The 13,668-nt window shown below is 67.9% G+C and carries 13 protein-coding genes; 6 read left to right on the forward strand and 7 right to left on the reverse strand.

Annotation, left to right across the window (positions count from 1 at the left end; all coding sequences use genetic code 11):
• Nucleotides 1-76 precede the first annotated feature (76 nt).
• The 5 genes from WEA29_03810 to WEA29_03830 all read right to left on the reverse strand — a co-directional run bounded on the left by WEA29_03810 (nucleotide 77) and on the right by WEA29_03830 (nucleotide 6,339).
• Nucleotides 77-805, reverse strand: a complete 729-nt coding sequence (locus WEA29_03810; GenBank protein ID MEX2322877.1) for an ABC transporter ATP-binding protein — start codon at nucleotides 803-805, stop codon at nucleotides 77-79.
• Nucleotides 802-1,602 (reverse strand): ABC transporter ATP-binding protein, encoded by an 801-nt coding sequence (locus tag WEA29_03815; protein ID MEX2322878.1) that lies wholly within the window; start codon nucleotides 1,600-1,602, stop codon nucleotides 802-804. The genes WEA29_03810 and WEA29_03815 overlap by 4 nt, the downstream gene beginning before the upstream one ends.
• Nucleotides 1,599-3,602 carry a hypothetical protein gene (locus WEA29_03820; protein ID MEX2322879.1) on the reverse strand — a complete coding sequence of 668 codons (2,004 nt, stop codon included), beginning with the start codon at nucleotides 3,600-3,602 and terminating at the stop codon, nucleotides 1,599-1,601. The genes WEA29_03815 and WEA29_03820 overlap by 4 nt, the downstream gene beginning before the upstream one ends.
• Nucleotides 3,599-4,924 carry a branched-chain amino acid ABC transporter permease gene (locus tag WEA29_03825; protein ID MEX2322880.1) on the reverse strand — a complete coding sequence of 442 codons (1,326 nt, stop codon included), beginning with the start codon at nucleotides 4,922-4,924 and terminating at the stop codon, nucleotides 3,599-3,601. Before WEA29_03825 ends, WEA29_03820 begins: the two co-directional genes overlap by 4 nt.
• A 107-nt stretch (nucleotides 4,925-5,031) precedes the next feature.
• Nucleotides 5,032-6,339 carry a branched-chain amino acid ABC transporter substrate-binding protein gene (locus WEA29_03830; protein MEX2322881.1) on the reverse strand — a complete coding sequence of 436 codons (1,308 nt, stop codon included), beginning with the start codon at nucleotides 6,337-6,339 and terminating at the stop codon, nucleotides 5,032-5,034.
• 146 nt (nucleotides 6,340-6,485) lie between these two features.
• On the opposite strand from WEA29_03830, the gene WEA29_03835 reads away from it, so the two are divergent.
• The 6 genes from WEA29_03835 to WEA29_03860 all read left to right on the forward strand — a co-directional run bounded on the left by WEA29_03835 (nucleotide 6,486) and on the right by WEA29_03860 (nucleotide 12,831).
• On the forward strand, nucleotides 6,486-8,579 hold the full coding sequence (locus WEA29_03835; protein MEX2322882.1) for a hypothetical protein: 2,094 nt from the start codon (nucleotides 6,486-6,488) through the stop codon (nucleotides 8,577-8,579).
• A gap of 100 nt (nucleotides 8,580-8,679) precedes the next feature.
• The gene (locus WEA29_03840) at nucleotides 8,680-9,669 is read left to right on the forward strand and encodes an AAA family ATPase (GenBank protein ID MEX2322883.1); all 990 of its coding nucleotides are present in this window, start codon (nucleotides 8,680-8,682) and stop codon (nucleotides 9,667-9,669) included.
• A 9-nt stretch (nucleotides 9,670-9,678) separates the two neighbouring features.
• A complete protein-coding gene (locus tag WEA29_03845; protein ID MEX2322884.1) occupies nucleotides 9,679-10,749 on the forward strand; it encodes a TIGR00730 family Rossman fold protein in 1,071 nt (356 codons plus the stop codon).
• Between the two features lie 125 nt (nucleotides 10,750-10,874).
• Nucleotides 10,875-11,609, forward strand: coding sequence for a maleylpyruvate isomerase family mycothiol-dependent enzyme (locus tag WEA29_03850; protein MEX2322885.1), 735 nt, complete (start codon nucleotides 10,875-10,877; stop codon nucleotides 11,607-11,609).
• Nucleotides 11,606-12,373 carry a BtpA/SgcQ family protein gene (locus tag WEA29_03855; GenBank protein MEX2322886.1) on the forward strand — a complete coding sequence of 256 codons (768 nt, stop codon included), beginning with the start codon at nucleotides 11,606-11,608 and terminating at the stop codon, nucleotides 12,371-12,373. The genes WEA29_03850 and WEA29_03855 overlap by 4 nt, the downstream gene beginning before the upstream one ends.
• Before the next feature lie 35 nt (nucleotides 12,374-12,408).
• Entirely contained in the window at nucleotides 12,409-12,831 is a 423-nt protein-coding gene (locus tag WEA29_03860) for a PPC domain-containing DNA-binding protein (protein MEX2322887.1), read from the forward strand.
• Between the two features lie 76 nt (nucleotides 12,832-12,907).
• Here WEA29_03860 and WEA29_03865 read toward each other — a convergent pair whose 3' ends face one another.
• Nucleotides 12,908-13,387 carry a hypothetical protein gene (locus WEA29_03865; protein MEX2322888.1) on the reverse strand — a complete coding sequence of 160 codons (480 nt, stop codon included), beginning with the start codon at nucleotides 13,385-13,387 and terminating at the stop codon, nucleotides 12,908-12,910.
• On the reverse strand, nucleotides 13,384-13,668 hold the full coding sequence (locus tag WEA29_03870) for a DUF971 domain-containing protein (GenBank protein ID MEX2322889.1): 285 nt from the start codon (nucleotides 13,666-13,668) through the stop codon (nucleotides 13,384-13,386). The genes WEA29_03865 and WEA29_03870 overlap by 4 nt, the downstream gene beginning before the upstream one ends.

The following is a 13,668-nucleotide window of genomic DNA, read 5'->3' on the forward strand; positions in this document are numbered from 1 at the left end:
TCCTCCGACGCCACACCGTCGACCGGTCTTGCTGGAAGCCGGTAGCTGGAAGCTGGGCGCACGCCAAAGGCGTGCCCTAGTCCACTTCTCCCAGGTACGCCTGACGCATCTGGGGGTTGGCGAGCAGACCTTCGGCGGTGTCGGCGAGGACGATCTGGCCGGTTTGGAGGACGTAGCCACGGTCGGCGATCGACAGCGCCATGTTGGCGTTCTGCTCGACGACGAAAACCGTGGTCCCGGCCTCGTTGATCTGCTGGATGATCTCGAAGTTCTGGGCCACCAGGATCGGCGCCAGCCCCATCGACGGCTCGTCCATGAGCAGCACCTTGGGACGGGCCATCAGCGCACGACCCACGGCCACCATCTGCTGCTCACCGCCGGACAGGGTGCCGGCCTTCTGGCCGAGGCGCTCCTTGACCCGGGGGAACAGCTCGAAGATGCGTTCCATGTCGCCATCGAGATTCTCCTTGTCCTTGCGAAGGAAGCCGCCGATCTCCAGGTTCTCCTTGACGGTCATCCGCTTGAACAGGCGCCGGTTCTCGGGGACCATCGACACCCCGCGTTCCACCCGCTTCGACGTCGACCAGTCGGACACGATCTCGCCGTCGAGCAGCACGTCGCCCGTCGTCGGGAGCACCATCCCCAGGATGGTCTTGAGGGTCGTCGTCTTGCCCGAGGCGTTGCCCCCGAGCAGACACACGATCTCGCCGGCATAGACCTCGATGTCGATGTCCTTGAGGATGTGGGCGGGCCCGTAGTGCGTGTTGACCTGACGGAACTCGAGAACCGGGGTTCGCTCGGTCACGACGCCGCCTCCCCGGTGGCCGCCGGACGACCGAGATAGGCCTCGATGACCCCGTCGTCGCTCGACACCTCGTCGTATGACCCCTCGGCGATCTTGACGCCGTGGTCGAGTACCGCCACCCGGTCGGACACGTCGCGCACCACCTTCATGTCGTGTTCGATCACGACGATGGTGAACCCTCGCTCGTCACGCAGCTTGCCGATGAGCTCGGTGAGCTCTCGCGTCTCGCGGGGGTTCATACCGGCCGTCGGTTCGTCGAGGAGGAGCAGCTCGGGCTGGGTCGCCATGGCGCGAGCGATCTCCAGCCGTCGGCGATTGGCGTAGGAGAGGACGAAGGCGGGTTGGTCGTGGCGGTACCCCGCCAGTCGGGTACCGAAGAAGGACAAGACCTCACGCGCCCGTGCCTCGATCTCAGCCTCCTCCCGGAGGAACCCGGGGCTCCTGAGCAGTGCGCTCAGCACGCCCTGTCTGGTCCGGCAGTGCTGGGCGACCATGATGTTCTCGAGGACCGTCATGTTGGGGAACAGGCGCACGTTCTGGAAGGTGCGGGCGATGCCCAGCTTGGTCACCTGATCCGGGGTAAGGCCCGCGATGTCCTCGCCGCGAAAGAAGATCTCACCCTGGTCGGGGTGGAACATGCCGCTGATGATGTTGAAGAAGGTGGTCTTGCCGGCACCATTGGGTCCGATCACGGACAAGATCTCGCCGGAGTTCACGATCAGGTCGACGCCGGAGAGCGCGTTGAGGCCACCGAATCGCTTGGTCAGCGCACGCACGTCGAGGAGCGCGGAGGTCATGGCTTCGCCTCCTCCGCCTCACCGTCGGCGTCCTTGAGCCAGACATCCTGCATCATCTCCTCGGCGTGCAGCTCCCGGGCCCGCCGGGCGCTCGGCCACAAGCCCTCGGGTCGCTGCAGCATCATCCAGATGAGGATCACGCCGTAGAGCAGCAGTTTGAACTCGGCGAACTCACGGAGAAGGCCGGGCTGCGTCGGTCCGCCGAGGACGCCGATGAGCACGACGGCGCCGATGGCGACGCCACGCAGGCTTCCCATGCCCCCGACGATCACGATCACCAGGATGATGATCGATTGGACGATCTGGAACGAGTGCGGGAAGATCGTCCCCAGCTTGACGGCGAACAACGCGCCGCCTAACGAGGCGAGCATCGCCCCGATGACGAAGGCCAGGAGCTTGGTGGTGACGATGTTGATCCCCATCGTCTGGGCGACCTGCTCGTCCTCCCGCACCGCCACCCAGGCACGGCCGAGCCGCGACTCCTGGAGGCGCCAGGTGACGAATCCGGCGAGGACGGCGAACACGAGCACGATCCGGAACATGGCGGGCGGGTTGATGCCATTGATCGTCCAGGTGAGGAACGTCGGGAAGAGCATCCCCAACACGGCGGCGAGCGCACCCGCGACCATGAGCAGCACGCTGCTGCGCGAGGTATACGACGGGACTCCGTCGAGGGGGGCGACGTCTCGCTGGGCGTCACGCCACCGTAGGAACCCGATCACCAGCAGAACGATGCCGACGGCGGCGAGGACGTAGCCGTAGGAGACCCGGATCCCGGCCCCCTGCCCGGGTCCGAGCGGCGAGATGCGAATGATCCCCTGGGCGGCCCCGAACAGGTTGGCCAGCCAGTCGGACTGGAGGGCGATCCGGGCGATCTCACCGAACCCGAGGGTGACGATGGCGAGATAGTCGCCGCGCATGCGGATCACCGGTGTGCCGATGACGAGGCCGGCGACCGCCGCCATCCCCAGCACCCACGGGAGGGCCTCGAAGAACGCCATTTCGGGGGTGAAGGACGGTGACAACGGCGAGGTCACCACCGCGGTGGTGTAGGCGCCCACGGCGAAGAAGGCCACATAGCCGAGGTCGAGGAGGCCGGCGTAGCCGACCACCACGTTGAGACCGAGACCGAGGAGGATGAATAGGCCCACGTTCGAGAGGAGCTCGTTGAGGTAGGTGCCGAACAGTGACGGCATGAAGGCACCGATCGCCACCAACAGGACACCGCCGATGAGCGCCGTCCTCCGCTTGGCCGACTGCGACTGGCCGACCACCTTCTCTCGTACCGCCCGAACTCGCCCTGCCAGGACGATCTTTGCCAGGACGGCCCCGACGGCCACGATCACGGCGGCCGGAATGCTCAGGCCGCGCGACGGGCGGTAGATGAACCGGTCGACCCCAACGGCGCCGAGCTCCCGCAGGATGTTGCCGATCACCAGCTCGGCGAAGTTGAACAGCACCAGGGCGATGAGAGCCGTCCGAAGCGGACCCCGCAACCGGTCCGGCAACAGATGGAGAGCGCCGCCGAGCGCCGCCAGCGCCGCCCCGGCGAGCACGAGGAGCATCGCCCCCATGAGCGGCTCCTGGCCGAAGCCGAGGGTTTCGCGCATGTTCGGCGAGATGTTGAGGAAGATGTCGCGCAGATGGACCGCGTCGGCGACGAGCAGGAAGAGACCGACGACGAAGCCGACGATGGCCCCGACGGCGCCGCCGGACACGATGTTGTAGGCACCCGGAGGGGGCACCTCGACACCTTCGAGCTCCTGGCGCTTCGAAACCAGGTAGCCGAACAGGATCGGTACCCAGACGATGGCCGCATACCCGAGGCTGAGAATGGGATCGATCACCTTGCGGGAGTCGAACGTCTCGAACATGCCGATGGCGGCGATGAACACCACGATGAGGCCACCGATCGCTCCGCGGCGCAGCACGCTGCGGGCCGTCACATCGCCGAGAAAGCCGCGGCGTGCGCTGCCGACCTGCGTGGTGACGGCGGTCACCCTCGCTCCTCCAGCGCCAGGCGTTCACCGAGAAGACCGGCCGGCCGGGCCATCAGCACCCCGATGAGCACGAGAAAGGCGATCATGTCTTTGAGCTGAGAGGTGCCGGGTATGACGACCTGGAAGCCCGGGAGTTGGGTGAAGGCGAGGAGGGCAAAGAGGCTTCCGACCAGCATCCATCCGACGGCGGACCCCGTGTCCCGAACGTGTCCCTGGCGGAACCTTAAGAAACCACGCACCGCCCCGGCGAGTGCGGCGGCACCGATCGTGTGGGCGACCCAGGTAGGAATCGCCCAACGCAGGCTCGCCATCATGGTCGGCCCGGCGGCCTCGAACATGCCCAGGGTGAGACCACCGAGCATGGCACCGGGCAGATTCCCGATGCCGCCGAGTACGGCTGCGGTGAACGCCTTGATCCCGGGGAGGAACCCGGTGTGGAAGAAGATGTTGCGGAAGAGCAGCGCCCACATGATGCCGGCGACACCTGCCATGGCTCCGCCGACGGCGAAGGTCTTGACGATCGTCCGGTTGACGTCGATGCCCATGAGTCCGGCGATCTCCCTGTCCTCGGCGACCGCCCGGATGGCCCGGCCGCTCTTGGACTTGCTGACGAACCACCAGAGAGCGACCACGGAGACGGCGGCGACGAAGATCACCACCAGCTTCGACCCCTCGACCTGGAATCCGAGCACGTTGACCCGTTCCCGCAGGCCGACCGGGAGTTGTGGGTAGCTCTTGATGTTCCCGCCGAACAGCCCCAGGACGGCGTACTGCAGGAAGAAGGACACGCCGATCGACGTGATGAGCGGGATCAGCCGCGGTGCGCCCCGGAGCCGTCGGTAGGCGACCTTCTCGATGGTGATGGCCACGATCATCGAGGTGAGCGCGGCCCCGATGAGAACGATGACGAAGGCGAGCGGGAAGTTCGCCTCCCACATGCCCGAAGCGAACAGCGCGCCGGCCATGAGGTACCCACTGAAGGCGCCCGTCATGAACACCTCGCCGTGGGCGAAGTTGATGAACCCGAGGATGCCGTAGACCATCGAGTAGCCGAGGGCGATGAGCCCGTATATGGATCCGGTGGCGAGACCGCCGACCACCACGTCACGCCAGGAGTCGGCGCCCAGACCCTCCCCCTGGACCTGCAGGACGATGGTCCCCACGACGGCCCAGAGGGCGAAGAAGGCGAGGAAAACCTTCATGGCGAACACGAAGACATCCACGGCGACCGTCGCCGGGTCGGCGCGCAAAGCGCGACGCTGGGCTCGAACCCCCGTCACCATGCGGTTGTCCGACCCATCACCGGTCTCCCCTTCGTCCAATGGTCGGGGGAGCATAGCGAGGCAGGGCGCGAGACGGACCGGGGGGACACAACGCGAAGGGACCCGGCCTTTCGGCCGGGTCCCTTCATCGCATCGATCTGGGGCGGTCAGCCGCCGGTGATGATGCCGATCAGGTCAGCACGGGTGTACGACGCCGACACCGGGGTGAGCGAAATGTCAGTGACGCTCGAGTCGGTGTGGTAGGCGATCTGCACGCGCTGGCTACCGCAGTCACCGAACTCGTCACAGGTGATCTTGCCGATCAGCCCGTCGAAGTCCGCAACGGTCTCCAGATAGTCGCGCAGTGCCTGGCGGCCGATCCGCAACACGCCGTCGTCACCGACCACTCCGACCTCACGGATGGCCGTGAGGACGAGCACGGTGGCGTCGTAGGTGTGCGCGTGGAACGGTGCCGGGGGAACAACGCCGTTCGCAGCCTCGTAGGCGGCGCGCATCTCGGCATAGTTCTTGCCGGTTGCGCTCACGTTGCCGCCGAAGTCGAGGTCCGGACCGGAGAAGTACATACCCTCGGTCTCGGGGATCGAGATGTAGTCACCGACGAACAGGCCGTCAGCACCAAACCACACCACGTCCTCGAGGCCGGCTATGCCGTCCTTCTGCTGGATGATCTCAGGACCACCCGTCCCCGGGAAGATCGGGAAGAACACGACTTCCACGTCTGCCCCGGCGATCTCGGTCAACAGCGCCGTCTGATCGGCACCAGCGGTGCCGGACGTCGCCGTGAACACGGGAACCTCGCCACCGAGCGTCTCGAAGGCGCTCCGGAACGCATTGGCCAGCCCCTGGGTGTACGGGTCACCGTCATGGACGGCGGCCGCACGCGTCAGTCCGAGCTCGTCGAAGACGAACTTGGCGACTGCGGCACCCTGGAACAGGTCGTTGTGTGCGGTCCGGTAGTAGCCCGGCTGGAAGCTCTCACCGGCAGTGCCCTGCAGGTCCGAGGTCAGGTCGGGGGCCGTGTTGGAACCCGAGAACAGCACCATGCCCGCGGCGGAGTACACCGGCATTGCAGCGCGCTGCGCTCCCGAGCAGGTGGTGCCGATCACGGCGACCACATTGCCCTGGGCGACGATCGCCTGAGCACCGGCCTGTCCACCCTCTGCGCTGCAGAGGTCGTCCTCAGCAACGCCCATGTCCACGGGGAATCCGTGAATGTCGCCAAAGTCGGCGATGGCGAGCTCGACGCCACGCACCTGGTCGATACCGAGCGACTCGGCCGGGCCGGAGATCGCCTGGTGGGCGCGGATCTGGATTGCTTCACCGGGCTGAACCTCGACGACACCGAGCGGATCTTCAGAACCGCCAGCAGTCGTCGTGGTGGTATCACCATCGCCACAGGCGGCGGCGACGAGCGCCAGCGCCAGGACCATGACGGCCAGGTGTCGCAATCTCATTGAAATGCGACTCATAACTTGTTTCCCTCCATAGTGAATGCGGGACCGAGTGCTCACGCCTCCGGTCCAGCAGGAGGATTGTAGCGGGCCGTATCCCTCTCGGAGACACCCGGGGCACATTCGCGTCGCATACCCGTCGCGCATACATGGGACAATCGTGGGCTGTGCTGAGCCGCGACGGCGCATTCCTGAGCGAGATCCTGCCCCCCGAAGAGCGGGCGGTGGAGGCCGTGGTCGCCCGATATCAGCGGGTAGCGGCGGCGGTGACCCGCTTCGCCCGGTCGCTCGCCGACGATGAGGGCCTGCGGGTTCGGCTGGGGTCACGGACCAGTGCCGAGCCCGGCGAGATCGTCATGGACCCTGGCGTCTTCCAGGCGGCCTACGCCCGCCGGGCACCGGTCACCCCTGCGGAAGTGGCCCTCGCCTCCGCACTCCACGAAGCGATCCATCTGGTCACCACCGATTTCGACGAGGCGCGGCCGGTGCCCCCCGAGTGGCTGCCGGACGACGGGGAGCCACCGCCCGACACCCCGGTGGCGCTACTCGAGGCACTCGACCACGCCGGCGGCCCGGCCGCCGAGGCGATGTTCCTCGCCATCGAGGACGCCCGTCAGGAGATCCAGCACCTCACCGCCTACCCCGGCGCCCGGTCGGTGCTCGCCGACCTGTACCGCGCCTCTATCCCATCAGCGATGGAAGCTGCCCGCCCCATGGGGCAGTTCGCCCTCGCCTGCTTCCTCGCCGTCGGCGGCTATCAGACCGTCAAGGACCTGCAGCGGCGATCCGAGCCGGTGGTCGCCGCCGCCCTCGAGGACGCACGGCGACTCCTCGGCGATGCCGCCGACGTCGATGGCCCGTGGGAGGCGGCCGGCGTCGCCCTCAACCTGTTGGCCGTGGCCCGGGCGCACGGGCTGGTCACCGAGGCATCGCCGTCCGAAACCCCGCAGGCACGCGACAACCGCGAAGAGGCGGAGAAACGCCAGATCGAGGAGGCGGTGGACGCGGTACGGCTGGTCACCCCGATCCTGCGCGACGCCGAGTCGTACGACTCGGCCCGGCAGGCCGCCCAGATGTCGGGCGACCAGGCCAAGCGCGGTGACACGACCGAGGCCGGCGACCCGGCCACCGACCAGATCCTGCGCGTCGCCGAAGGGGCCGACGTCTATCTGCCCACCGGCCAGGGCGGCAAGCTGATCGTCTCGCCGGTGCCCGACCGCTTCGGGTCACTCGCCGATCGCGGGCGCGAGGCGCTCGAGGAAGCGGCGCTGCGGTGGGGGGTGGCGCAGCGGCACATCTCCGGCGAGCTGTACCCCCTGTTCATCGCCAACCAGCGGCGAGGCCTGCGCTCCGGCTACGACGCCGGCGACCTGTCCCCCCATGCCGCACTGCTCCTGGGAGGCGGCTTGTACCAACGCATGTTCGAGCGACGCTCCCTGCCGAGTCGGCGTGCCTATGCGGTGAGCCTCCTCGTCGACGGATCGGCGAGCATGCTCCAACCGCGCCCGCTACCCACCGGCTCCAAGGCGCCGTGGGCGATGGCGGCGGCGACACTCGGTGCCTGGAGCCTGGCCAGGCTGTGCGACGAGCTCCAGGTGGAGTTCGAGGTGGCCCTGTTCAACCGCGCCTTCGCCGCCCGGGTCGAGGACACCGAGCGCAGCTACACCGAGCGTCTCAACGGAACTCGCGGAGCGCTACGGCGGAGCCAGGGAGGAGCCGCCGACCGGCTCACCAGGACCGTCAATCACTACCTGGTCAAGTCGTTCGACGATCGGTGGGTGGCAACCGAACCGACGCTCGCCGGGCTGTTCTGGACGGCGGCGAAGCCGGCCGAGGCCGGGATGGCGGCGCGCCGGTCGCCCACCGACTTCCCCCCGGTGTCGATGTTCGAAAAGGCGGCCAACGTCGACGAGTTGAACGTGAGCCACGCCGCCGAACGGCTCGCCGCCCGGCACGCTCAGGTGCGGATCCTCATCGTCCTCGCCGACGGGATGACGCGAGGGTCGGTCGAGACGCTGGCCGCCTCGGTGGCGGCGGTGGAGCAGACGGGCACCATGGTGCTGGGCGTCGGGATCGGCGACGCCACCGTAGAAGCCGCCTACGGACGAAGCGAGGTGGTCAGCCGCCCCGAGTCGCTCACCCGGGCCATGGTCGAAGGGGTTCGTGGCGCCCTGCGCCGCAGCATCGCCGAGCAGGGCGGAGACACCTGGTGGGGCCACGGAGCCGGCGAGAGGTACAAGTGATCGTGTACCGCTTGCGAATCGCGAATCGCGAATCGCGAATCGCGAATCGCGGTCTCCCAATTGCGAACCGCGCCTCTCGCCCTGCGAACATGGAGCGTTCATGACCACCACCGTCACCTTCGAGGACCCCACCGGCGCCGGCGCGCCGATCGGGCTCGCCTTGCACGAGCTCGGCGACGACATCACCGACGGCACCCAGCGACTGGCCAAGATCCCCGAGCCCGACCCGCACTACGTCGATCTCGGCATGCTCTACCGGCTCGCCGCCTTCGAGCGGGTGCGCCGGGAGTCGATGGCCGACACCCCGCTACACCTCGCCCTGCGCGGTCACATGGGGACGGGTAAGGACCACGATCTCGAGCAGTTCGCCGCCATCCTTCGCATGCCCTACTACCGGATCCCGCTCACCGGCGAGGTCCGCGACATCACGCTCATCGGATCGGTAAAGCTCTATGGCGATGGCAAGGGCGGAACCGAATCGCGCTGGGAGGACGGCGACATCACGCGTGCGCTGCGGGGCCCGGCCCTCATCAACCTCTCCGAGCTCAATGCCGCAGGAGCCGAGACGCTGTTCGCCCTCCACGGTCTGCTCGATCGGTACCAGGCCCTCGACCTCCCGACCGGAGAAACGGTGCGGTTGCGCCGGGACACCCGCATCTTCGGCACCCTCAACCCCACCGACCTCCGCGACTACGCCGGCACCCAGACCCTCAACAAGGCCTTCGCCGACCGCTGGGTGATCTGGGAGAAAAGCTTTCCCGACGGGGACCAGCTGGAGATGATGCTCACCCGGCGCTACCCCGGCATGGCGGCCCCCTACGTCACCGTCATCACCCGACTCGCCGTCGAGGTGAACGAGTCGTTCCTGTCCGCCGACGCCCGGACCCGTGTCGGCACCCCGATGAGCCTGCGCACCGTGCTCGACCGACTCCCCGCCGGGCTCTACATGCACGCCGCCGACGACGATCCCCTCCGGCGCGCCTGGGAGGGCTTCGTGCTCAGCCACATAGACCCGTTCGACCGCGACCACTACGAGACGGTGTGGGCTGCGGTCGCCCGCCGGGGACCCGACGTCAAGCCCTTCCGGTAGGGGACTCTCATGGAACCGACCCCGGGCACCAGACATCCCCGGCTCGACGAGGCGATACAAGCTCTGATCGCAGAGGCCATTGACCTCAACGGCAGCCGACGCGACACGGATCTCCTGGAGGAGATGCTCACGACGGTGGTGCAGCTCAACGCCGATGCCGCCGACCGCGGCGACCTCAAACTGATCAACACCTCACTGCGAGAGATGCGCAACGCCTTCCTGCTGTTCGGCAAGTACCGGGCCGAACGCAAGGTCTCGGTGTTCGGATCGGCCCGCCTCCCCGAGGACGATCCGAACTACCGAATGGCGGTCTCCTTCGCCGAGGAGATGGCCCAGCGCCGCGACTGGATGGTGGTGACCGGCGCCGGACCGGGCATCATGGAAGCCGCCAACCGGGGCGCCGGTCCCGGCCGATCGTTCGGCGTCAACATCCGACTCCCCTTCGAGGACGCCGCCAACCCGTTCGTGGAACCCGACCGCCTCATCGACTTCCACTACTTCTTCACCCGCAAGCTCATATTCGTCAAGGAGTCGGATGCCTTTGCGCTGTTTCCGGGCGGCTTCGGGACCCTCGACGAGACCTTCGAACTGCTCACCCTGACCCAGACCGGCAAGACGAGCGTTCACCCCATCGTCCTGCTGGAAGCGCCGGGCACCGGATACTGGCAGCCGTGGCTCGACTTCGTGGAGACCAGCCTGGTTCGGAAGGGCACCATCTCGGCACACGACCTCAACCTGTTCACCTACACCACCGACCCAATGGCCGCCGCCGACGAAATCACCCGCTTCTACACCAACTACCACTCGCAGCGGTTCGTCGGGGATCGCCTGGTGCTGCGCCTGGTGCGGCCCCTCGGTGACGAAGACCTGGCCTGGTTGAACGACGAGTTCGGCGACATGCTCGCCTCGGGTCGCATCGAGGCGATCGAGGCGACCGAAACGGAGATCGCCGACGACGACCACGTCGAGCTCCCCCGGCTCAGACTCCACTTCGACCGGCGCAGCCTGGGACGCCTCCGCTACATGGTGGACGCCATCAACGACCTGTCGCCCGGAGAGCCAGCGCCCGCGGGCGATTAGCCTTACGGCATCCAGAGCGGATGCTCGAAGGAGTGTGAGACGGATGGCGGTATCACCGACCCATCACCGGCGTGGCGCGGCTCCGGCCTGGCGCGCCGTCCTCGACCAGTGGGGATCCGACGATCATGCGTGAGATCCTGGCCGACCTGGTCGCCGAACAGCAGGGACTCGACCAGTCGCTGCAACGGGCACCCGACCGCGACTGGAAGAAGCGCATCGCCGCCGGCGGACCCACCGTGGTCCAGACCATCGCCCGGCTCTCCTGGGGTGAGCAGCATGCGGCACGCCTGCTCCAGGGAGACAAGAAGGTCATCAAGGAGGTCGAGGGATACGACGACTGCGACGCCTTCCATCAGGCGGGCATGGACCTGGCCAAGGGAAAGCGTCCGCAAGAGGTGATCGAGGCCTGGCGCTTCGCCCGCGCCGACGTGGTCGATGCGCTGAGTCGGCTGAAGTCCGAGGACATGGTCCCGTGGTTCGGCGGGAAGATCAAGGCCCGCACCTTCGCCACCATTCGCCTGGCGGAGACCTGGGCCCAGGGGCTCGGCATCCTCACCACCCTCGACAAGGAGATCGTCGAGCATCCTCGACTGGTGCACGTCGCCTGGCTCGGGTGGGCCACCCTCCCCCACGCCTTCGCCGACAAGGGCTTGGCCTACCCCAAGCCGGTGCGCGTCGAACTCGTCGGACCGGGTTACGCCCGCTGGGTGTTCGGCCCGGACGGAGCCCCCGATGTAATCCGCGGGCAGGGCGTCGACTGGTGTCGCCTCGCCGCTGGTCATACCACCAAGCCCGGATCCCTCATCGCCACCGGTGACGTCGCCCAGCAGGCGCTCAAGAGCGTTCAGATCTTCTCGTGACTCCCCGGCTCATCGGGATGGTGCACCTGGGAGCCCTCCCCGGGTCTCCGGCGTTCGACGGCGATCTGACCGGCGTCATCGACAGAGGGCGACGCGACGCCGCGACCCTCGCAGACGCCGGCTTCGACGCCGTCATGGTGGAGAACTTCGGTGATGCTCCCTTCTTCGCCGACACCGTGCCTCCGGCCACCATCGCCGCCATGACCGTGGCCGCCGCCGCCATCGCCGATGCCGTCGACGTCCCCATCGGCATCAACGTGCTGCGCAACGATGCCCTGGCCGCGCTCGCCATCGCCTCGGCCGTGGGCGCTGGCTTCATCCGGGTCAACGTCCTGTCGGGGACCATGTTCACCGACCAGGGTCCGATCGTGGGACGCGCCGCCGAGGTGGCCAGGGCGCGACGCACCCTGGCCCCGAATACCCGGGTGTTCGCCGACGTGTTCGTCAAACACGCCACGCCGCCGCCGGGTTCGTCGCTGCGTCTCGCCGCCGCCGACCTGTGGGAGCGCGGTGGAGCGGACGCCCTGATCGTCAGCGGTGACGGCACCGGCGACCCGGTCGACCCCGGAACACTCTCCGAAGTCACTGCCGCCGTGCCGGGTGCCCCCGTCCTCGTGGGATCGGGAGCCACCGCGCAGACCGTCGGCTCGCTGCTGGCAAAGGCGAGCGGCGTGATCGTCGGCACCGCGGTCAAGGTCGGCGGGGTGACGACCGCTCCGGTCGACGCCACCCTGGCGCGGCAGTTCGTGGCCGCGGCCGGCTGAGCGATCCGCTACCTGCCCCGGTAGCCTCGGCGCCGATGCACTACACCTTCACCCCGGGACCCACCCACCTGTTCCGGCTCGCCGCCGGTGCCGACATCGCCAAGGGACTCCTCGACTTCGCCACCGCCAACGGGATCGAGGCGGCCTGGGTCTCCTACCTCGGAGCGGTGCGTCGCGCCGCGTTTCGGTACTACGACCAGGAGGCGCTCGAGTACCGGGACCTGGTCATGGATCAGCACCTCGAGGTGCTGATCGGCACCGGGAACATCTCGATGCTCGACGGGGCTCCCTTCCTCCACAGCCACGCCGTGTTCGGCGACGACCGGGGGGCGGCCTTCGGCGGCCACATCGCCCCGGGATGCGAGGTGTTCTCCCTCGAAGTGCGCATGGAGGTACTCGAGGGCGACCCACCGGTGCGCCGGTTCGACGGGGCCACGGGGCTGGGGTTGTGGGGCTGAGGGGCCAGGAGGCCAAACGCTCAACGCTCAACGCTTAACGCAAGAGCTTCTGGCGTTGAGCGTTAAGCGTTAAGCGTTATCTCGGGATCCACTTCCCGACGCGATCGCGGTACTCCCTGAAGTCGTCACCAAACGCCTCGAGCAATCGTCTGTCCTCGTAGAAGCCGGCTCCGACCACTCCGTTGACCACGGCAGCCACCGGGATGATCCAGACCCGAGGTAGGTCGAGGGCGACTGCCGCCCCGAGACCCAGCAACACGACCCCGGCGTCGATCGGGTTCCTCAGCCGTCCGTACCAGCGATCGGTGACCAGAACGGGCCCCGGGGCGACGCTGAACACCCCGACCCCGCTGCTGGCCAACTGGGTGGCAGCCCGGTTCACCACGCATGCGCCTCCGACGACGAGGGCCACGCCGAACCCGACCAGCACCGGCCCCCGCCACGCTACGACGAACCCCCCGGATGGCTGGCGAGCGAGGATGGCGGGGAGTCCGACCGCCCACAACCCCACGGCGAACACCGTGTAACCGCCGGCACGGATCGATGCCGGGATCACGCCGACTCACCCAGATCGCGCAGCAAGGTAAACGGATAGATGCCGGTGGCGTGACCGTCGGGACCGAAGGTCAGGTTGAGGGCGTACCCGCCTACGAGCCGGGCACCGGTGACCGACACCGACCCGACGGCGGCCACTTTGCCCGTCGAGCCCGGTTCGCGGCATCCGGCGCACGGACATGCCAGGCGCAGCGCGGTCGCGTCGAAGGCATCGACCCGGCCGTCGTCCCACTCGATGGTCACTATGGGACCGTCGACTTCGATGCGGACCGGATCAGCCAC

The organism is Acidimicrobiia bacterium (genome assembly GCA_040902765.1).
In the GTDB taxonomy this organism is placed as follows: domain Bacteria; phylum Actinomycetota; class Acidimicrobiia; order Spongiisociales; family UBA11373; genus DATKBG01.